Raw genomic sequence first — 19,188 nt, forward strand, 5'->3', positions numbered from 1 at the left:
CATAGAAAATCATCACAAAAAGCACTGTTAATCAACGAAAACAAAAAAATTAAAATATTTTAATTTGATTTATTCTAAATTAATATATTTGCATCATGAATATAATAGTTCCATTCAAAATAGCACCTTTGGCTCCGGCTTTCAATTATACTCAAGAAGAAATGCTTTGCGGCGATAAAAAGTCTTGCTGCAAAAAATTTAAAAAAGGAAAACGTTGCAAAAAATGCCCGGGAAGAAAGAAAATGGCGTAGTTGCGGTGTTGGAAGTGAAGAGATGGAAGATGGAAGATGGAAGATGGAAGCTAGAAGTTAGAAGTTCAACATTCGGAAACTATCAATTTTAAATCTTGAATCTTGAATCTCAAATCACCAATTTCGATTCTCACGCAAAATTATTAATCAAAAAATACAATGCTACAGCGAGAATAATGATTCCCCAAATAAGCATTACAATTTTCGGTTGCCCTTTTTGGTTGATGATTGTTCTCGATTGAGGCTTCAACATTTCTTCAACATTTGCCTTTATTTTCTCTGAATTGGTTTCAAAAACCTCTGTAATTGTAATTCCCTGAACGGCTGTTTTATGCAATAAAGAATTGGTTGCATGAAGCAAAATCTGGAATTTCCCGTCCTTAAATTCTGTAATCTTAAAAACTCTTTCTCCGTACGCTTTTTCAAGTCCGAAAGGTAAAACTTTCACCACATCAGCATTTTGTGTTTGCCAATTGATGATAATTTCTTCTCCTTTTTTCGCGTGAATTTTATTTGCCGTAAACGTTTTTATCGATGGCGGAACGTTGTATCTAAAACTTTTTTGATGACTTTCTAAATTCTGGTCATAACTCCTTCTTTTGCTTTTATCGCTCAACGTTTCGTATGCTTCCTGAATTTCTCGGAAACGATCTGCAAAAAAATCGTCGTTTTCATTTTTATCGGGATGATATTTTAACGAAAGTTTTCTGTAAGATTTTTTGATGTCTTCTTCCGAAGCATCATTGGGAATTCCGAGAAAATAGTAGTAGTCTTTCATTTTAGGCTAACAAAAATAAGAAAATAGCCACGAATGCACGAATTTAATTCTGAATACGGACAAAAAAAATTCCGACAATTATTGCCGGAATTAAACAATTTCAATCTAGTTACTTTGTATTAAGCTTCTGCAGCTTTATTTCTTCTTTCGAATTTTCTGTGATGGCATTTTGATGCAAATCTTTCTTTGAATTTACCTTTTAACTCTTGGTATTCTTCTTCATTCATTTGTCTGATTTTGTCTGCCAAACCAAATGGAGTTTTTTCTTTAATATCGTATTCTTCAAAAATACCTTTTACAAATCTTTTTCTTTCGATTACTTTTTTTGCAACTACGGCAATTCCTGCCACTGCAAGTGCTCCTAGAACACCTTTTAATACTGAATTTTTCATCTTTTTCTAATTTTAAATTTCTATTAACAGTTCGCCTCTACGAGGCTCTACTTCTCTTTTTATATTGACGAATCCGTTAAAACTTTACTACTTCTAAAATTTTCACTCTTCGTTTGTTCTTTTATTTCTGTTGAAAAGTCCGCTTTCACAACGGTTTCTCCAAACTTCTTTGAATTTTTCTCTTTCTTCAGGAGAAAGATTCATCATTTTTTCTCTCATTTTTCTTTCTTTAAAATCTCTCATTCCTTTTCCGAAATGAAATCCTCCAAAAAGAATTTTACTGAGGACAAGAATTCCCATAGCCTGCCAAAATGTGACCGTTTTTACGCCGAGAATTTCAGGAAGAAGGCAATTCCAAAGCGCCATTACAATCCATGTGACGCCTAAAAAAATAAGTGACGGACAAAGGAATAGGCAAATCCACCCTTTTTTATGTTTATGATTCATGATATATATTTCTAGTTGTTTAAATCTTCGTAAAGTCGTCTCAAACGATTTCTTAAATGCTTTACTGCGTAATTTTTTCTGCTGATAATTGTTTTGATGTTTTCGCCATGTTCATCCGCAATTTCCTGAAGAGTTTTATCATTCAATTCGTTTTCTACATACACGAGGCGCTGTTTTTCTGGTAATTCTTCAAGCGCTTCAAAAAGCTTTTTCCAGATTTCATCCTGAAACATTTTCACTTCCGGACCTGCGCTTTCATCCATCAAAAGAATATCTTTTATCGAGAAATCTCCGTCTTCATCTTCGTACACGTAATCTTCGAGATTTTCTGTTTTTTTCTTTCTGTATTTATCTGTAATTTTATTTGCCGTCACTCGGTACAACCAACCTCCAACATTCACAATTTCAGACAAATTGGTTAAACTACTGAACTGATACCACACTTCCTGCAGAATATCTTCAGCATCTTCCGTATTTTTCACTTTAGGACGAATATAAGACATCAACTTTCCGCCGTATTTCGATACGGTTTGCGAGATGATATTTTCTTTCTCCTGTTGTGGCATTGTTATTTTTTCAGCAATCTCCATATTGCTATGACGATTGATTTTTTGGTTTTACTTTAATAAATGTAAAATATTTTTCTGAATTTTTTATTTTTCTTTTGTTTAAAGGGTTTTCGAGATTCTTTTTTTAGGAGCTATTCCGGCTCTCCGCTCTATCTTTTCTGGATTTCGGCGGAGCTTCGCTCCGCCGAAATCCAGAAAAGGATGCCGCTTCTATCCGGGCTATGAGAAAAGTTTCTCCCAGGTTTACGTTACGTTTTTTAAAAAAAATTCAGAAAATATAAAAAAACAAACCTTTCAGCGTTTAAAACGCTGAAAGGTTTTAGATATTAATTTAGTTTTAAAAAAATTACTTAGCTTCCGAAAGTTCTTTTATCACCTTCAAACCTTGTATAAATCCTTCATTTAAGTGGTCTTTCCATTCTGCATCTACTTGAGTTTCCACTTGAAGTTTTACAGAACCATCGGCAAGAGAAATTAGAAAATACTTTTCCGAAGCGCCGCTCCATTCCATTACTTCTTTGCTATGAGTATCTTCGTTACCTTCCGTATCAACCATTCCTAAATGTTTAAAAACAATTTCATTTGGTTTATCCATACTGTCAATGGTAGAAACCATTCCGGCTCCTTCTTGATTTACAAAATAGGTTTTTCCGCCAATTTGCCAATCTGTTTTCATTTGAGAACCCGGACTGAAAAATTTCGTCCATTCCCCATACGTTTCAGAACTCCAAAGAACATCCCATATTTTCTCTTTTGAAGCGTTGATAACGATATTGTGCATTAAGTTTTCCATAATTATTTCATTTTTTATGTTTAAAATTGATTTTCAGAAAGATGTTTAACATTCTGAAGTGCTAATGGCGTTTTTTCCTCAAAGAAATCTTTAAATTCTTCGCTAGAATTCACTTCCAATCTTAAATGAGTGAATTCATCATCACCATCCAGAAAGTAAGATTCTGTTGCGTTTTCCCAATTCATCGGTGTTTCGATGCCGCTAAAAATTTCGCCTAAATGGAGAAAAACCATTTCTTTAGACGGAATAATTTTCACCACTTTGCTAAACATTCCGTTATTTTCAGGGTCTAAAAATTGTATTTTACTTCCCTCTTCCAAGTTTCCTTTGTAAAAAGAACCTTCACAGAATGCGGAAGTCCATTGTCTAAAAGAAAATTCGTCCCAAAGTACACTCCAAACTTTTTCTGGAGATGCATTTATTTTTATATCAAATTTTAAAAGTTCCATAATATTAAAAAGTTGCGGTTTAGTTGAAGCTTAAACTGCTACAAACAATACGCCGAAAACATTTTCGCGTCGTTTTTTAAGAAGAATATGCAGCTTCCAATTCCGGGATTGAAATTTTCTGCATTTTCATCATTGCCATCACTACTTTTTGTGCTTTTTCTCTATCGGGATCACTCATTAATTGAAGCAATCTTTTGGGAACAATTTGCCAACTTACGCCAAAAGGATCTTTCAACCAACCGCACATACTTTCGCTTCCTCCATTTGCCGTTAAAGAATACCAAAGATGATCGGTTTCTTCCTGATTTTCTGTCATTACCACGATTGAAATTCCTTCATTAAAATCAAACTGATGGTCGTAAGAATTATCCATGCAAAAGAAACTGTAGCCATCGATTTCAAAATGAGCGTGTTGCACGTTTTCAGGAACTTCATGCGTTTCATTCCCTACTCCATCTCCGTATTTCAAAACACTTCCTATTTTAGAATTAGGGAAAATTTTGGTGTATAATTCCATTGCTTGCATGGCTTTTCCGTTATTGTGATGAATGTACATTAATGTAAGAATAATTTTTTGCTCTCCCTGATTTTCGCCAAGATACACTTGCCAAGTTACGCCAAAACGATCTCGAACCCATCCGTATTTTTTACTCCAAGGATATTCGCCAAGATCCATTAAAACAATTCCGTTTTCTGAGAGTGGTTTCCAATATTTTTCTACTTCTTCGTCGGTTTCACAAAGAACCATGAAAGAAATAGTAGCGTTTTTCTGAAATTGAGGACCACCATTTAGAAGCATCAATTTTTGTCCGAAAACTTCGATGTTTACCACAACTGGTGTATCTGCTGTAATTGTTCCGCCGAAAACTTCACAGTAAAATTCTGCTGATTGTTTGGCGTCTGCGTCGTACCAAAGACATGGAAAAATTGTATTGTTCATTTTATATTTTAAATTTTCTGTTGATTTTGAAATCATCGAATTGCACGCGCCCCGACCTGAATGGAGCTCTTTATTATTTTTGAAAAAAAATAATAAAAGCGGGAATGGAGGGCGGAAAAAGGCGCCCAAAAACTTCTAAAACTCTGATTTGAAGGTAAAGTTGTTTTCTTGCATGAAATTTCTAAGTTTTTCTATCGTGTTTTTCCCGAAACCATGAAACTGAAGAAGTTCTTTTTCTGTGTAATCTGAAAGTTGCTCCAAAGTGTTAATTTTCTCTTTTTCTAAGGTTCTTCGTGCAGGAATTGCCAAAATTCCTTTTAGAAATTGGTTTTCTGGTTGATGTTTTTCTGTGCAAATTTTCTTGACGTTTGTCATCATAATAAGGCTAATCATGACGCCGATTTTTGCGTTAATTATTTTCTACATGTTTGTGAAAATTGTCTAAAATTGCGTACCACCCATCGCGCTGCATTTCTACAGGGTTTTGAGTTTCAGGGTCGAATACCTCTGTAACTTTCGTTGTATTTTCGTCTATTTTTTCGAAGATAACTTCTACATTTCTGCCATCTTCAAGATGATATTTTATTTTTTCGTGGGGAATAATTTCATCGTAAAAGCCTTCGAAATCGAAACCAAAACTTCCGTCTTTTGCTTCCATTCTATGTTTGAATTTCCCTCCTAAACGCAAATCGTTTTCTGAACTTGGGCATTGCCAAGATTCGTGGGCAAAGTTCCATTGGGTAACATGTTTTGGCTCGTTAAAATAATTCCAAACTTTTTCTACAGGCGCCAAAATGGTAATATCTATCTGTATTTTTTCCATATCCTAGTTTTATTTTAACAAAAAGGCAACCTTTGCGGTTGCCTTGCAAATTTTGTTCTTAAATATAGTATTATTTCGTGTATTCTTCGTTATAATTTATCATCCAATGAATACCAAACTGGTCTTGAAAACTACCGAAATAATCTCCCCAAAACTGATCTTCAAGGGGCATTTCGATGTTTCCGTTTTCCGAAAGTCCGTTGAAAAGGCGTTCTGCTTCTTCCCTAGATTCAGGAAAAACAGATACGTAATTGCTATTGCCAAGATTTAATTTCTGCCCGAAAGCAGGGACAATGTCTGAACCCATCAAAAGATCTCCACCAATAGGAAGTGCAACGTGCATTACTCTGTTTTTGTCTTCTTCGGAAAGCTCTTCTGTTCCGGGAGCATTTCCCATTCTGTACACTTCGCCAAGAAATTCTCCGCCGAAAACTGATTTGTAAAAATTGAAAGCTTCTTCTGCTTTACCATCAAAATTGAGGTATGAATTTAATTTTGCCATAATTATGTTTTTAAAATTGAGGTTAAGGTTAAGGTTAAGGTTAAGGTTAAGGTTGAGAAGGCATTTGGGAAAGGTCTGCAAAAGTAACGTTCCAACCATGACCGTTGATGTCCCAGAAAGAATTTTGATACATCCAGCCATAATCTTGCGGTTCTTCGTGCTGTGTTGCCCCGTTTTTCACAGCAGCATTTACAACTTGGTCTACTTCTTCGCGGCTGTCTAAACCAATCGCTAACAAAACTTGTGTGGTATCGCCTTTTGGAGTTGGTCTTTCGGAGAAGGTTTGGAAATATTCTTCTGTTAAAAACATAACATAAATATTGTCGCTCATCACCACACAAACTGCTTTATCATCTGAAAACTGTTCGTTGATTGTGAAACCTACATTCGTCCAAAAATCTTTGGTCTGCTGAATATCCTTCACAGGAAGATTTACATATATTTGGTTGATTTTCATATTCCTGTATTTGAATTTTATATTTTACAATTCGTTATTTTAAGTAATATCTGTAAAGCTTTTACTATTTCAAAAGTAGAAATTTAGCAAAAAAAACAACTTGCCATAAGACAAGTTTTCTGGTTTTATTTTAAATGAAAAATTATTTAATTTTTAGGACTGTGAGAAACAATTTCTTTTCGAATTCTGCTTAAAGAAGTGTCGGTAATTCCTAAATAAGAGGCAATCTGCTTCAAAGGTGCAAACTGAACAACTTGTGGTTTTTGTTCTAATAATTTTAAATATCGACTTGTTGCCGATAAGGTAAACATCTCTACCGAACGCTGTTTGGATGCAAAAAGCTCTTGCGACATCCACGCTCTTCCCCATTCTCTGAGGTTTGGAATTTTGTGAAATAACTCTTCGAAGTTTTCAAAAGTAAATTTAAAACATTCGCAATCGGTAATGCAAACTATATTTTCCTGCGTAGGAATTCTTTGGAAAAGCGAAGAAACTTCGATGATAATTTCGTTGTCTGCAAAGAAGCTGGTTGTTACTTCGTTTCCGCTAAAATCGTTTACAAATGAGCGTACCAAACCTTTTTCTAAGATATAATATTCATTGGCGACATTCCCTTCTTCTAAAATGAATTCTCCTTTTTGAAAATGTACCTTTTCGTGCGCCTGAAAGATTTCTTCTAACTCTTCCGCAAGAAAAAAAGGAAAATCATAACAAATTTCTAACGCTTTACGGCTCATCTTTTTGATTTAAATGAAACTTAAAAGTATTAAATTTCAAGTTATTAAGCATAATATTTTTTCAATTCCTCTCTAAAATAGCGTCAAAGAGTATTCTTTTAACTAAAATAAAATTGGTTCTTCTCCAAAATTGTGGATTTTTAATTTTAACATTCATTTGTTATTTTTGATTTCTTGTTCTTTTGCCTTGAAGCAAAATAACCAAAAATTCAAGACTTGGAAACTCGGCTAAAATTTTGAAAAAATTCCTAAAATCTCCAAAACTCGGGCGGAAATAAAAATTCGATATCTAACAAAATTTTTGCCGCCACTCAAACAATGGAGATTTTTTAACGGAATCTTTTCAAAATTTTTCAACGCCTCCGTTTCCGATGTCAATTTGAAATATTGATTTCCAAACAAAATATTGAAGAGCTAGTATTCTTTTAACTAAAATAAAATTGTATTTGAATACAAACAACCCTGTTTTACCTTTCTGCAAGTTTACATTGAATACAAACAACCCTGTTTTGCCTTTCTGTAAATTTACACTGAATACAAACAAGCTTGTTTCACCTTTTTGCATTTTTATCATTTTGACTGCCTTTTTGATACTGCCATTTTGTAGTCGGGCTAAAGCCCAACTCTATTGATTTTATTCAATTTTTTTTTAACCAAATTCAATAATAAAGCCTTGCGAAAAATTTCCACAAGGCTTTGAATATTTTTATAGCAAAAATTGGCTTTAAAATGTAAAAGCAAATATTTAGATTTTTTACAATTTATAATTAATGCTTTACAATTTCTTTTACAATTCCACCTTGTGGTTCTCTCACGGTTTGGGTGAAAATGAAAGCTTTCGGGTCGATAGAACGTACAATATTTTGTAGTTTTCTAACTTCCAATCTGGTAACAATGGTAAAAATAATATCGGCGTCTTGGCTTTGCTCAAAAGATTCTTTCATGAAACCTCTTTCGCCTCTGTAAACGGTAATCCCTTTATTCATGGTTAATACCAAAGCTTTTTTTATTTCTTCACTGTTTCCGGAAACAATGGTAACGCCAGTGTATGCTTCAATTCCTTCAATCACATATTTTGTAATCTGACTTGCCACCAAATACGTCATAATCGCATACAAAGCCGTTTCAACATTTAAAAATACTGCTGCAATGATGAAGATAATGATGTTCATCCCTAAAATAATTTCAGTAATGCTAAAACTACTTTTCTTGAACGTAAGTAATGCCAAAACTTCCATTCCATCGAAAGTTCCGCCACCACGCATCGAAAGACCAATCCCAATTCCGAGGAAAAAACCACCAAACATTGCCACCAAAAGCTTGTCGTGAGTAAGCTCTGGAAAAGGCACAAAATACATCGTAATGGCAATTAAAAGAATCGTAAGACTGCTTCTTATGGCGAAATGTTTCCCAATCTGAAAATACGCCAAAATGATGAAAGGAATATTTAAAACCAATAAAACCACGCCTAAATTCCAATGATACACTTCGTGAAGCAATAGTGAAATACCGGTAACTCCGCCATCTAAAAAGTGATTGGGAACCAGAAAAGATTTTAATGCAAAACTCGCAGAAATAACCCCTAAAACGAGATAAATAATATCTGAAAGGGTAAAAAGCGGGCCATGTTTAGTTGAAGAGCTCATAAAATGATTAGTCGTTTTTTAGTTTAGATTTAATAATGTCGAGATTTTTTTGTTTTTTCTCTTTTCGATTTTCGATAGAAGTTTGGGTGAAATAATGATGACTTTCTAAGAATTTTTCTTGTAAAAGATTCCAATCTCTTTCAGAATTTACGATTCCGAACATGGAAAGTTCTTCGAAAAGTTTATCTCCAATTACAAAAAAATCGTCTCGCCCAAGATAATCTAAATCGGCATCAGCAACAATTTCTTCCAATTTATTTTTAGGCATTTGTGGAATTTTAGTTGCCATAATCATTCCGTTAATTTTCTCGAGTTGTTGTTTTGTATATCCGTAATCCAAAAGATATTCTCCTGCAATTTCGCAAGATTTTTCTTCATGATTTTTAGACCCGAACAAAAAACCTGTATCATGAAACAAAGCTGCAGTTTTGAGCAAAACCATATCTTCATCACTCACATTTTCAGCAGCACCAATTTCTTGAACTGCTTCTATAACGTCTTTTACGTGCATTACGCTGTGATAAGACAGATGCTCAGGAAGGTTTTCCTTGAGTCTGTTGAGAATTATTTTTTTTAATTTTTCGTATTCCATATTACAAATAAAGATTTTTTAACCACAAAGTCACATAAGTTTTTTAGTCTAATTCTCTGCATGTATTTTAGAGCACATAAATTTTGAAAATCTTTGATTTTCTCTAATATGTTCTAAAATATTTTCAAGTTTTATCTAAATCTTAAATAACTCATGTGTTTAAAAAAGTTTACAAACTTTTATTTTAAATTATCGTACTTAATAACTTTTGTGGCTTTTGTGGTTAATCCTTTTTAATTTCAATTGCAAAATACATATCCATATCGCCTTTTCCTTTGGTATGAATTTTCCCGCGGTACTCGCAAACAATTTTATCTTTCACCAATTGATAAGTAGATTCTGATATATTTATTTTCCCTCTTTTACTGTTTTGCTCCATTCTTGCCGCCGTGTTTACGGTATCGCCCCAAATATCGTAAGCAAATTTCTTCACCCCGACAATTCCCGCAATTAACGACCCAGAATTAATTCCAATTCTGATATCTAATGTATTGGCGTTAATTTTCTTTCTCTCTTCAATAAAATCGATGATATCTAAAGCCACCAAAACCGTTTTGTAGGCATGACATTCATTCTTTACCGGCAATCCGCAAACGGCGAGATAGGCATCACCAATGGTTTTTATTTTTTCTAAACCATGTTTTTCCATAATTAAATCGAAAGCGGTGAAACATTCATTCAATTCGATGAGCATTTTCTCGGCGCCCATTTTTTCTGAGCTTTGGGTAAAATTAACAAAATCAGTAAATAAAACCGTTACTTCATCATAATATTTGGCTTCAGAACTTCCGTTTTCTTTTAATTCTTCCGCCACTTCATGCGGAAGAATGTTAAGTAATAGATTTTCGGTTTTTTCTTTCTCTTTTTGAAGCTCAAAAGTACGTTCATCAACCTGTTTTTCAAGCAAATCGTTTTGATCTTGAAGAATCTGCTGTTTCTCTTGTTCTTGTTTTAAATTAATATCAGAAAGGCGGTTTACTTCGTCGAGCTGTTGTTTCAAGCTTAAATTTGTTAATGAATATTGCCAAGCTAAATACGCTGAAATAGACAATGGAAAACTAATAAGTACAACCATCGACAGTAATCCTTTATCTAAATGATAACCTTGGAAGCCAAAATCATATATTGAGGTAATGATTGCTATAATTGTATATGCAATAAAAGTTAAAATGCCACCCCCAACAATAAATGCTGATTTTTCTTTGCGAATCATTGCAATAAGTATGACAATAAAGGATTCTAAAATTACAAAAAACAGTAAAAAACTGAGCAACGATATAGATAGTGCTATTGAAAAATAATAGGAAATTACTGTTATAATTGCAAAACCAAATATAATTTTAAACCTTAGTTTTCGTTTTGCAAAAAGTGTATTAATAAACCCTGAAAGTGCAACACTAAAAACAGACAATCCCAAAATAAACTTAAAAGTATGTTCTGAAAGTAATCTTGGATCTTCTAATTCATAAGATTGTAAAACTTGATAGGTTAAATAACTGATAGATAAATTGTAAAACGCAAAAAAAAGATTATAAGTAGCTTTTCTGTAAAATGCAAAAAGCAAAAAATGAATAAAAGAAAGTGCTAGAAAAAAACCGCTGATTAACATCGTATAACGATAAAAATTTTTAGCTTTTTCTAATGTTTTATTGAAGTAAACATCCGCAGGAAGCACATTTGCTTCAACCAGTTTTGAACCAACTCCACTCATAAATCCATTCGTAAAATTCATTTCATTTTCCGAAAGTGGCAATGCAAAAACGCGAATGGCTAAAACATGTACCTTAGTATCATTAAATGAAACCAAAATTGGTTCCTTCTTTTTGATTGCAAATTTTTTGACTTTATTGTTAGAAATCTCACCGATAGTCGCAATTCTTTTTCCATCCAAATAAATCTCACTTGCTCCTAATTGCATCACATCAATCTGTAAGGGTTGATTGATAAGATGGCTATCAACTTTTATGTAACTTCTAAGCCAATAAACTTTTTCAGAACTATTTTTAAGAAAAGAAAATTGAAACTTTTTCCAATTTTTATCATTATAATCTGGTTTTGCAAAAGCCAAACTATCCTGATCCGTACTAATCCAATCGATCCTAGTAGAAACATCTTCTTTGTTTATACGAATGGAAATCGCACTATCTCTACTTACTTGTGCGTTAACAAAAGACTGTAGAAACAAAAAACAAATTACAATTTGATGATATATGTTTTTCTTCATTTAATAGTTATTGAGTTGTTTCACAAAATACATATCCAAATCTCCTTTTCCTACGGTTTCTATTTTTTTACCATTCAGGAAAATTTCTGAAGCTCCCATTTGAGATATTCTGAAACAAAGAGGCTTATTTACCGATGCAGAATCAATTGTAAAGTAATATCTAATCCAATATGTTTGATTTTTTTTATAAGATTCTTTGACATTAAAATTCATGTACTTCCAAGAAGAATCATCAAAATCTGGAGAAGAAAAAGCAGGATTGTCGCCTTCAAAAAACTTAGCATCTCCTTTTAATGGAACACTTTCTTGAATTTCCTTTTCAGTTAAAACTTGTGGCTTCAGCAAAGAATTTTGGGCAAAACAAGAGATTTGCCAAATAAAGAAAAAAAGGAACGTGAGGAGTATATTTCTTTTCAATGTTTAAGATTTAGGTCATTAGTGTGATGTACAAAAATAAAAAAATCATCCTATAAAACAGGATGATTTACATATTATCTATAAAACTTGCTTATTTTAAAGCAGCTAAAGCCGCTTCATAATTTGGCTCGTCTGCAATTTCTGCTACTTGCTCAGTATAAACTACTTTATCATTTTCGTCTGTTACAATTACAGCACGGCTCAAAAGGCCTTTTAAAGGAGAATCTGTAATCGTTACTTCGTAGTCATCACCAAAAGAACCTCTGAAATCTGAAAGAGTTTCTACGTTATTCAATCCTTCAGCTGCACAAAATCTACCCAAAGCAAATGGCAAATCTTTAGAAACGTTGATTACTACTGTGTTTTCTAATGCAGAAGCTTCTTCATTAAACTTTCTTGCAGAAGACGCACAAGTTGGCGTATCGATACTTGGGAAAATATTGAAAACCTTTCTTTTACCTGCAAAATTCTCAAGTGTTTTTACGTTTAAAGCAGCATCTACCAAAGCAAAATCTCTTACGGTAAAACCTACGTGTGGAAGAGTTCCTATGGTGTGTACTTCGTTTCCTTTTAAAGTAATAGTTGTAGACATAATTTATTTTTTAATTGTTTGCTCAAATTTAATCAAATCTTAACGATTTTCTCTGCCGTAAAGGTTAAATAATTCTTAAAGTGCAATCCCACAAAAAACCTTCTGAAAATAGAATAAATCTATGGGAAAGTAGTCGTGAAAATCAATTTTTCAAACTAAATTTATTCTCTCAAAGACCAAAACTATTAAAATACAAAATTTATGAGTTCAGTAAACCATTCTCCGTTTGGAGAAATTTTTAAACATGAAAATGACATTCCCACAGAATTTAAAATCGATGAAATCCATCAAAGAGAATATCTCCTCAATGGCGAATTAGTTCCCTGGAACGGAGAAACCCAAAATATCTACTCCCCTGTTTGCATCGCCACCGAAAATGGTTTAGAGAGAAAACTTCTTGGAAGCATCCCCAATTTAGGAGTAAAAGAAGCTATGGAAGTTCTCGAAGCCTCCGTAAAAGCCTACGACAATGGTTTGGGAGAATGGCCAACAATGTCTGTAGAAGGTCGTATAAAGTGTATGCAAAAATTTGTATATTTAATGATTAAGCAGCGCGAAATCATCATTAAACTTTTGATGTGGGAAATCGGAAAAACACTCCCCGATTCTACCAAAGAATTCGATAGAACGGTAGATTACATCAATCAAACCATCGACGCACTGAAAGATTTAGACAGAGAATCTTCTCGATTTCAACAGGCAGAAGGTACGATTGCGCAAATTAGAAGAGCTCCTTTAGGCGTTATTTTAAGTATGGGACCATTCAATTATCCTTTGAATGAAATTTTCACCACACTTATCCCAGCTTTAATTATGGGAAATACTATTTTGTTTAAACTTCCAAAACATGGTGTTTTAGCACATTATCCTTTGTTAAAAGCATTCCAAGAATCTTTCCCAAAAGGAACCGTGAATACTTTGTACGGAAAAGGTTCAGAAATTATCACCCCAATTATGGAAAGCGGAAAAGTGAATGTTTTAGCCTTCATTGGTTCCAGTAAAGTGGCAAACGGTTTGAAAAAACTACACCCGAAAGTCAATCGTTTAAGAGCAATTTTAAGTCTTGATGCTAAAAATGCAGCCATCGTCACTAAAAACGCAAACCTAGATGTTGCAGTAAGCGAATGTTTACTCGGCGCACTTTCGTTTAACGGACAAAGATGCACCGCTTTGAAATTAATTTTCGTTCAGAAAGATGTTGCGGAAGAGTTTACCAAAAAATTAAGCGAAGCTGTTAGTAAAATGAAACCCGGCTTGCCGTGGGAAAAAGAGGTAAAAATAACACCACTTCCGGAGCTCAATAAACCTTCTTATTTAAAAGAATGTATTGAAGATGCCAAACAAAAAGGCGCAAAAGTTTTGAACGAAAACGGAGGTTTTACTGATGAATCTTTTGTATTTCCTGCCGTTGTTTACCCAGTAAATCCTGAAATGAAACTATATCACGAAGAGCAGTTCGGGCCTGTAATTCCGGTTGTTCCTTTCGAAAATATAGATGAACCTATTGATTATCAAGTAAACGCTTCACACGGGATGCAGGTAAGTATTTTCAGTGAAGATGCGGTAGAAGTTTCAAAATTAATAGACCCGTTTGTGAATTTGGTAAGCAGAGTAAACATAAATTGTCAGGCGCAACGAGGTCCGGATGTTTTCCCGTTTACAGGAAGAAAAGACAGTGCAGAAGGTACGCTTTCTGTATTTGATGCGCTCCGTTCGTTTTCAATTCGTTCTTTGGTTGCTGCAAAATATACAGAATCAAACAAAAATCTTCTGAATACCATTGTAAGAGACCACGATTCTAATTTCTTAAGTACAGATTATTTGTTTTAAAGGATAATATTTAGATAATTTTTTAGGTAAAATAGATTCGGGCGACCCTTTGGGTCGCCCGAATCACGCATATATAAATGTTTAATTTGAAGTTGTAAACCTTTAAAAAAATTATTTCAATATATTTGATATTCAATCAAATAACAAGCCACAAATGCAAATTTTATAGAAATACAATCAGATAAAAAAATTAATGGAATATTTAAATACAGATTTATTTTCAATATTTAATTGTAACATTTTTTACATCCGACTACTAACTTTTCAGAGTACAAAAAAATGAGCTACGAAAAAGAGTTTCTAGAGAAAATCGAACAACATAAAGGAATCATTTACAAGATTTCTAAAATGTATATGGACAACTCTGAAGACCGCGACGATCTTTTTCAAGAAATAATTTTTCAAGTTTGGAAGGCATTTCCAAAATTTAGAGGAGAATCTGAATTTTCGACCTGGTTATACAGAATTGCCCTAAATACGGCGATTGTATTTCTAAAAACTGAAAAGAAAAGAAATTTCATCAATAATTCAGATTTTACCAATTATAAAATTGAGCAAGACGAATACGACCTCGAAAAAGAAGAAAAATTAAACAAAATGTACAGCGCAATTAATCAACTTAATGCAATTGATAAAGCTTTTATTTTTTATTACCTCGAAGATTTTTCTGGAAAAAAAATTGCAGAGCAAATGGGAATTTCCGAAGGAAACGTAAGAGTAAAAATGAACAGGGCAAAAAATAAATTGAAAGAGATTTTGAATACTTAACTGAGAAGTGATGCGAGATTCGAGTTGAAGACTTCATTCGATTCCAAATCATCATCCATCGAAACTCGTATCTCAAAACTCGTAACATTAAAATAAACATCATGAATATCGACGATCTAAAAAACACTTGGAATGAAGAAAATCTCGAAAACATTCCTGAAATAAATGCAGAACAAAGAAATTCTCTTCATCTTCCGCTCGAAAGTATGCGAAAGAATATGCGCATGGAATTTTGGTACACGGTAGGAATTTTCATTTTTGCGTTTATCGTGATGGCGATAAGTCCGGCTCCGTTTAAGTTTAATTTTTACATCGACCTTCTTGTGGTTTCAATGATGTTTGTCACTGCTTTTTTCTTTAGTAAATTTTTTAAACTGTATAAAGAAATGAGCAACCCAGAACTCAATACGTATGACGGTTTGAAAGACCTTCTTCATCAGTTTGAACTCAACAAGCAGTATTATCTTTCGTTTTATGTCTCTTTTATTCCGTTTTTGGTGTGCGAAATGATTATTGTTTTAGAGTTTATCCCAAGAAAAGTTCCGCTTACGAACTTGCAAATTGCATCAACCTCAATAATCACGGTTGTTTTCGGAATTTTTGCACTGTTTGCGATTGGAAAATGGTGGTTTCAAAAGTTTTACGGAAAACATATTGACAAAATAAAACTTCTGGTTGAAGAACTGAAAAGATAATGGAAATAGTTTCGGCGAGCCTTTGGCTCGCCGAAATCTTTATAAAGAACTACTTTGTTTTTGCTTTTCAATATCGGTTTTTACCCATTCAATTTGTACATCTTTTTTCTCCAAAACATCATCCAAAGAATTGAGCATTTCAACATTCGGAACCACTCCTTTTTTCGTATTCGTAAAATTAATATTCGGCTCTACCAACATCAAACCAATAGGAAGCTGAAGTTTCGAATTGGGAAGAACTTGGTACGAATAAATTCCGGCAACGGTTCCGTCATTTGCTCCGCCAGTTTCTTCACCTACCAAAACAGCAATTTGGTCGTTTTTAATCTTTGACGTGATAATTGACGAAGCAGAGAAACTTCCGCCATTAATCAAAACATATACTTTTCCGTTGAAGGCATTTTCTTTGGGTTTCGTCACCTTGCTTTCTCTGGTTTTATAATAGATTTTCCCATCGTCCCCTTTTTTAGCAATAAAAGCTTGTCTGAAAAAGTAAAATGGATACATTACAGTTTTAATGGTAAAAGCTACAGGATTCGATTTTTTGAAATAATTTGTCTTTAACGGGCTTGATTTTGAAGTTAATTCAGGTTTTTTAATCAAAGTAAAAGGCTCTTTTGCGATGTAAGAATACAAATCATTAATCTCAGAAAGCGAACCTCCATAATTTTCTCTCACATCAATCACCAAATACGATGGTTTTTTATCTTTAATTTTCTGAAAAGTTTCCTTATAAAAACGCTTAGAAAAAGATTTTGAAAAACTTTTTACTTTAATATAAGCAATCGTGCTGTCTTTATCTAAATATTTAAAACTTCTGTTGTAAGAGTCTGTTGCGGCAACATAATCGTTGGTTCGTTTTTCTGTACTTCTTTTTTTGTTTTCCTTTTCTTTCGCTTTATCTTCCTCAGATTTTGATTTTCTGCTCAAATGAACAGTTTTTATTGTGTCTTGGTATTTCATCTCAACATTGGCACTGTCTAAAAATCCGTTTTCTGCAGAATATAGACCCCAAAAAGAATCCTTCAGATAATAAGGATAAAATGTAGTATTTACACCATCACTGCTAATCAGTTTTCTGTATTTTTTCATGTAAGAATCTACAGAAACTCCGTTTACAGAAAGTACTTCGGTTCCTGGCAAAACGCCATCTAAAGAATCTTTATTGGCAGAAACATACAACTTTTCGTTTTCGATATAATACTCAAATCTTGTGAAAAGAGGTTTTTTATCCTTCATGCCTTTAATTTCTTTCTTGCTGTATCTTCTCGCCGGAATTCTCACCGCAAGATGCCCTTCTTTAACATTCGCAATAACAGGCTGAATTTTAAAATAAAAATCAACAGGCGAAAGAGAATCTGTGATGGTGGTTTTTAAACTATCAAATTGATGCGAAAGTTCTTTTTCTGAGATATACCAAAAAAGTTTTGGATGTAGTTCTTTTAATTTTTTATAGGCGAAATCTACATCTTTTTTCAATTCTTCTGGTGGAAGTTTCGTTACTCTTTGTCGGTTATATTTCTCTACAGAATTGCACGAAAAGATGAGGAGTAAAATAAAAATTGCGCTTAATTTTTTCAAGGTGAATGGTTTTTAAAAACTAAAAATAAAAAACTTTTGTAAATTTTAAAGGAATTTCCCTAGTTGAATCGTTATTAATCTTAGATTTAAAAAATTAAAACTCAAATCTTACACAGAAAAAATGTTATACGCAATCGCCATATTAGCTGCAGCAGGAGGTTTTACTTCATATTTCCTTTCAAAAGATGTTTTTGGAGCCGAAGCCGAAGGAAAAAGAAAAGCCAGAATGCTGATGTCTAAAAATTATAAAAACGGACAATTTCAAAACTTAAGCGAAACGCCGCAACTTGCAGAAGGACAAAATATGCCGAAAGTGATGTTCAATTTTCTTTTTGGTAAAAAAAATCCTGATTTGAAGCCTAAAAAAGACATCCCATTTGTAAAAACCGACCTTAAAAATTTAAATAAAGACGAAAATATTTTTGTTTGGTTTGGGCATTCCTCTTATTTTATTCGACTGAATGGAGTGAGCTTTTTGATAGACCCCGTTTTCAGCAAATTTGGTTCACCGGTAAAGATTTTCAACAAAACTTTTTCAGGTGCAGATTTTTACGCACCCGAAATGATGCCCGAAATTGATTACCTTATCATTAGTCACGACCATTACGACCATTTGGATTATCCCACTGTAAAAGCTTTAAAACCCAAAGTAAAACAAGTAATTCTACCGCTTGGCGTTGGTGCGCATCTCGAAAAATGGGGATATGCCGAAGAACAACTTCTGGAAGAAGATTGGGGCGGAAGTTTTAACCTTAAAAATAATCTTAAAATTACGTTTACTCCAGCAAGACATTTTTCTGGAAGAAAATTCAAAAGAAATACAACACTTTGGTCTTCTTTTGTTCTAGAAAGTCCGGATAAGAAACTCTTTTTAGGTGGAGACAGCGGTTACGACACGCATTTTAAAACCATCGGTGAAGAACATGGTCCCTTCGATTTTGCAATTATGGAAAATGGGCAATACAACGAAGCTTGGAAATATATCCATGCACTTCCAGAAGATGTTATAAAAGCATCGGAAGATTTGGGTGTAAAAAATATTATCCCAGTTCACAGTGCAAAATTTGCTCTTGCTTTGCACTCTTGGACTGAACCTTTAGAAAAAATTGCAGCTTCGGGAAAAGATAAAAATCTACCTGTACTCACCCCAAAAATTGGAGAAGTTTTGTATCTAGATAAAGAAAACAAAGTGTTTGAAAACTGGTGGGAATAAGCTATTCGTGCCAAATTCCTTTATAACGTTTAGGATGATTTTCTAATTGTTGACGAACAAAATCGCATTCAGGGTCAATCATATAATCTTTTTCTTCTGCAATGCGTACCAACTCATCTAAAAGCAATTTAGCATAACCCTGCCCTTCAAGGTCGGGGTTTATTTTTGTGTAATATACATCAATGAGCCTTCCATCCACAGAAATAGACATATACCCTACTTTTTCCCCATCTTTAAACATTTGAAGCTCATCCTGATAATCTGATATTTTGAATTGTACAGTATCCATAATTCTGAAGATTTTTAGTTAGACTCCGATAAGTTTTCAGTAACGAAAAACATTTTATGCTGTTTAAAGTTACAAATTATATTCACTGCATTTTATATTTATCTGAATATTTAACAAAGATTTTCATTCATAATACACATTAAAGCTATTGATGAATACTTGTTAACATATTTCTTTAATGAAGAAAAAATGCTGAATTTTGC

Annotated in this window: 23 protein-coding genes; 4 read left to right on the forward strand and 19 right to left on the reverse strand. The window is 33.4% G+C overall.

Translation table 11 applies throughout. The annotated features are described in order from the left end of the window. Positions 1 to 381: 381 nt before the first annotated feature. The 17 genes from AC2A1D_RS01820 to tpx all read right to left on the reverse strand — a co-directional run bounded on the left by AC2A1D_RS01820 (position 382) and on the right by tpx (position 12,609). Positions 382 to 1,029, reverse strand: coding sequence for a J domain-containing protein (locus AC2A1D_RS01820; RefSeq protein WP_484041958.1), 648 nt, complete (start codon positions 1,027 to 1,029; stop codon positions 382 to 384). A gap of 119 nt (positions 1,030 to 1,148) precedes the next feature. Next, positions 1,149 to 1,421: a hypothetical protein gene (locus tag AC2A1D_RS01825; RefSeq protein ID WP_484041959.1), complete on the reverse strand. Its 273-nt coding sequence runs from the start codon at positions 1,419 to 1,421 to the stop codon at positions 1,149 to 1,151. Positions 1,422 to 1,523: 102 nt separating this feature from the next. Continuing rightward, positions 1,524 to 1,868, reverse strand: a complete 345-nt coding sequence (locus AC2A1D_RS01830) for a hypothetical protein (RefSeq protein WP_484041960.1) — start codon at positions 1,866 to 1,868, stop codon at positions 1,524 to 1,526. 11 nt (positions 1,869 to 1,879) lie between these two features. Further along, positions 1,880 to 2,434: an RNA polymerase sigma factor gene (locus AC2A1D_RS01835; protein ID WP_484041961.1), complete on the reverse strand. Its 555-nt coding sequence runs from the start codon at positions 2,432 to 2,434 to the stop codon at positions 1,880 to 1,882. 349 nt (positions 2,435 to 2,783) lie between these two features. Further along, a complete protein-coding gene (locus AC2A1D_RS01840) occupies positions 2,784 to 3,230 on the reverse strand; it encodes an SRPBCC family protein (protein WP_484041962.1) in 447 nt (148 codons plus the stop codon). A gap of 20 nt (positions 3,231 to 3,250) precedes the next feature. Then, positions 3,251 to 3,679, reverse strand: coding sequence for an SRPBCC domain-containing protein (locus AC2A1D_RS01845; RefSeq protein ID WP_484041963.1), 429 nt, complete (start codon positions 3,677 to 3,679; stop codon positions 3,251 to 3,253). Between the two features lie 76 nt (positions 3,680 to 3,755). Next, positions 3,756 to 4,619, reverse strand: a complete 864-nt coding sequence (locus AC2A1D_RS01850; RefSeq protein ID WP_484041964.1) for a VOC family protein — start codon at positions 4,617 to 4,619, stop codon at positions 3,756 to 3,758. Positions 4,620 to 4,754: 135 nt separating this feature from the next. Further along, positions 4,755 to 5,012 (reverse strand): DNA-directed RNA polymerase subunit alpha C-terminal domain-containing protein, encoded by a 258-nt coding sequence (locus AC2A1D_RS01855; RefSeq protein ID WP_484041965.1) that lies wholly within the window; start codon positions 5,010 to 5,012, stop codon positions 4,755 to 4,757. Between the two features lie 16 nt (positions 5,013 to 5,028). Then, positions 5,029 to 5,442: an SRPBCC family protein gene (locus AC2A1D_RS01860; protein WP_484041966.1), complete on the reverse strand. Its 414-nt coding sequence runs from the start codon at positions 5,440 to 5,442 to the stop codon at positions 5,029 to 5,031. 70 nt (positions 5,443 to 5,512) lie between these two features. After that, positions 5,513 to 5,944, reverse strand: a complete 432-nt coding sequence (locus tag AC2A1D_RS01865; protein ID WP_484041967.1) for a VOC family protein — start codon at positions 5,942 to 5,944, stop codon at positions 5,513 to 5,515. A gap of 46 nt (positions 5,945 to 5,990) precedes the next feature. Further along, complete coding sequence (locus tag AC2A1D_RS01870; RefSeq protein ID WP_484041968.1) at positions 5,991 to 6,401, reverse strand: VOC family protein; 411 nt, start codon at positions 6,399 to 6,401, stop codon at positions 5,991 to 5,993. 146 nt (positions 6,402 to 6,547) lie between these two features. Then, positions 6,548 to 7,138, reverse strand: a complete 591-nt coding sequence (locus tag AC2A1D_RS01875; RefSeq protein ID WP_484041969.1) for a Crp/Fnr family transcriptional regulator — start codon at positions 7,136 to 7,138, stop codon at positions 6,548 to 6,550. 767 nt (positions 7,139 to 7,905) lie between these two features. Next, a complete protein-coding gene (locus AC2A1D_RS01880) occupies positions 7,906 to 8,784 on the reverse strand; it encodes a YitT family protein (RefSeq protein ID WP_484041970.1) in 879 nt (292 codons plus the stop codon). Between the two features lie 7 nt (positions 8,785 to 8,791). Then, a complete protein-coding gene (locus AC2A1D_RS01885; RefSeq protein WP_484041971.1) occupies positions 8,792 to 9,376 on the reverse strand; it encodes an HD domain-containing protein in 585 nt (194 codons plus the stop codon). Between the two features lie 223 nt (positions 9,377 to 9,599). Further along, complete coding sequence (locus AC2A1D_RS01890; protein ID WP_484041972.1) at positions 9,600 to 11,600, reverse strand: adenylate/guanylate cyclase domain-containing protein; 2,001 nt, start codon at positions 11,598 to 11,600, stop codon at positions 9,600 to 9,602. Beyond that, entirely contained in the window at positions 11,601 to 12,017 is a 417-nt protein-coding gene (locus AC2A1D_RS01895; protein ID WP_484041973.1) for a hypothetical protein, read from the reverse strand. A gap of 91 nt (positions 12,018 to 12,108) precedes the next feature. Further along, entirely contained in the window at positions 12,109 to 12,609 is a 501-nt protein-coding gene (gene tpx / locus AC2A1D_RS01900) for a thiol peroxidase (RefSeq protein ID WP_484041974.1), read from the reverse strand. 201 nt (positions 12,610 to 12,810) lie between these two features. Here tpx and AC2A1D_RS01905 point away from each other — a divergent pair, with 201 nt between their 5' ends. From AC2A1D_RS01905 to AC2A1D_RS01915, 3 genes are all read left to right on the forward strand, one after another. Further along, a complete protein-coding gene (locus AC2A1D_RS01905) occupies positions 12,811 to 14,439 on the forward strand; it encodes an NADP-dependent glyceraldehyde-3-phosphate dehydrogenase (protein WP_484041975.1) in 1,629 nt (542 codons plus the stop codon). A gap of 279 nt (positions 14,440 to 14,718) precedes the next feature. Continuing rightward, on the forward strand, positions 14,719 to 15,207 hold the full coding sequence (locus AC2A1D_RS01910) for an RNA polymerase sigma factor (RefSeq protein ID WP_484041976.1): 489 nt from the start codon (positions 14,719 to 14,721) through the stop codon (positions 15,205 to 15,207). 101 nt (positions 15,208 to 15,308) lie between these two features. Beyond that, positions 15,309 to 15,902, forward strand: a complete 594-nt coding sequence (locus tag AC2A1D_RS01915) for a hypothetical protein (RefSeq protein ID WP_484041977.1) — start codon at positions 15,309 to 15,311, stop codon at positions 15,900 to 15,902. A 39-nt stretch (positions 15,903 to 15,941) separates the two neighbouring features. Here AC2A1D_RS01915 and AC2A1D_RS01920 read toward each other — a convergent pair whose 3' ends face one another. Then, a complete protein-coding gene (locus AC2A1D_RS01920) occupies positions 15,942 to 17,483 on the reverse strand; it encodes a S41 family peptidase (protein ID WP_484041978.1) in 1,542 nt (513 codons plus the stop codon). 121 nt (positions 17,484 to 17,604) lie between these two features. Here AC2A1D_RS01920 and AC2A1D_RS01925 point away from each other — a divergent pair, with 121 nt between their 5' ends. Beyond that, on the forward strand, positions 17,605 to 18,696 hold the full coding sequence (locus AC2A1D_RS01925) for an MBL fold metallo-hydrolase (RefSeq protein WP_484041979.1): 1,092 nt from the start codon (positions 17,605 to 17,607) through the stop codon (positions 18,694 to 18,696). Position 18,697: 1 nt separating this feature from the next. Here AC2A1D_RS01925 and AC2A1D_RS01930 read toward each other — a convergent pair whose 3' ends face one another. Next, a complete protein-coding gene (locus AC2A1D_RS01930) occupies positions 18,698 to 18,985 on the reverse strand; it encodes a GNAT family N-acetyltransferase (RefSeq protein WP_484041980.1) in 288 nt (95 codons plus the stop codon). Positions 18,986 to 19,188: the final 203 nt, after the last annotated feature.

This window comes from Chryseobacterium sp. HNCC26DJ239 (assembly GCF_057180445.1).

Excerpts from the sequence above, each read along its gene's own strand:
- AC2A1D_RS01820 (WP_484041958.1), bottom strand. The coding sequence starts at position 1,029 with ATGAAAGACTACTACTATTTTCTCGGAATTCCCAATGATGCTTCGGAA.
- AC2A1D_RS01825 (WP_484041959.1), bottom strand. The coding sequence starts at position 1,421 with ATGAAAAATTCAGTATTAAAAGGTGTTCTAGGAGCACTTGCAGTGGCA.
- AC2A1D_RS01830 (WP_484041960.1), bottom strand. The coding sequence starts at position 1,868 with ATGAATCATAAACATAAAAAAGGGTGGATTTGCCTATTCCTTTGTCCG.
- AC2A1D_RS01835 (WP_484041961.1), bottom strand. The coding sequence starts at position 2,434 with ATGCCACAACAGGAGAAAGAAAATATCATCTCGCAAACCGTATCGAAA.
- AC2A1D_RS01840 (WP_484041962.1), bottom strand. The coding sequence starts at position 3,230 with ATGGAAAACTTAATGCACAATATCGTTATCAACGCTTCAAAAGAGAAA.
- AC2A1D_RS01845 (WP_484041963.1), bottom strand. The coding sequence starts at position 3,679 with ATGGAACTTTTAAAATTTGATATAAAAATAAATGCATCTCCAGAAAAA.
- AC2A1D_RS01850 (WP_484041964.1), bottom strand. The coding sequence starts at position 4,619 with ATGAACAATACAATTTTTCCATGTCTTTGGTACGACGCAGACGCCAAA.
- AC2A1D_RS01855 (WP_484041965.1), bottom strand. The coding sequence starts at position 5,012 with ATGATTAGCCTTATTATGATGACAAACGTCAAGAAAATTTGCACAGAA.
- AC2A1D_RS01860 (WP_484041966.1), bottom strand. The coding sequence starts at position 5,442 with ATGGAAAAAATACAGATAGATATTACCATTTTGGCGCCTGTAGAAAAA.
- AC2A1D_RS01865 (WP_484041967.1), bottom strand. The coding sequence starts at position 5,944 with ATGGCAAAATTAAATTCATACCTCAATTTTGATGGTAAAGCAGAAGAA.
- AC2A1D_RS01870 (WP_484041968.1), bottom strand. The coding sequence starts at position 6,401 with ATGAAAATCAACCAAATATATGTAAATCTTCCTGTGAAGGATATTCAG.
- AC2A1D_RS01875 (WP_484041969.1), bottom strand. The coding sequence starts at position 7,138 with ATGAGCCGTAAAGCGTTAGAAATTTGTTATGATTTTCCTTTTTTTCTT.
- AC2A1D_RS01880 (WP_484041970.1), bottom strand. The coding sequence starts at position 8,784 with ATGAGCTCTTCAACTAAACATGGCCCGCTTTTTACCCTTTCAGATATT.
- AC2A1D_RS01885 (WP_484041971.1), bottom strand. The coding sequence starts at position 9,376 with ATGGAATACGAAAAATTAAAAAAAATAATTCTCAACAGACTCAAGGAA.
- AC2A1D_RS01890 (WP_484041972.1), bottom strand. The coding sequence starts at position 11,600 with ATGAAGAAAAACATATATCATCAAATTGTAATTTGTTTTTTGTTTCTA.
- tpx (WP_484041974.1), bottom strand. The coding sequence starts at position 12,609 with ATGTCTACAACTATTACTTTAAAAGGAAACGAAGTACACACCATAGGA.
- AC2A1D_RS01905 (WP_484041975.1), top strand. The coding sequence starts at position 12,811 with ATGAGTTCAGTAAACCATTCTCCGTTTGGAGAAATTTTTAAACATGAA.
- AC2A1D_RS01910 (WP_484041976.1), top strand. The coding sequence starts at position 14,719 with ATGAGCTACGAAAAAGAGTTTCTAGAGAAAATCGAACAACATAAAGGA.
- AC2A1D_RS01915 (WP_484041977.1), top strand. The coding sequence starts at position 15,309 with ATGAATATCGACGATCTAAAAAACACTTGGAATGAAGAAAATCTCGAA.
- AC2A1D_RS01925 (WP_484041979.1), top strand. The coding sequence starts at position 17,605 with ATGTTATACGCAATCGCCATATTAGCTGCAGCAGGAGGTTTTACTTCA.
- AC2A1D_RS01930 (WP_484041980.1), bottom strand. The coding sequence starts at position 18,985 with ATGGATACTGTACAATTCAAAATATCAGATTATCAGGATGAGCTTCAA.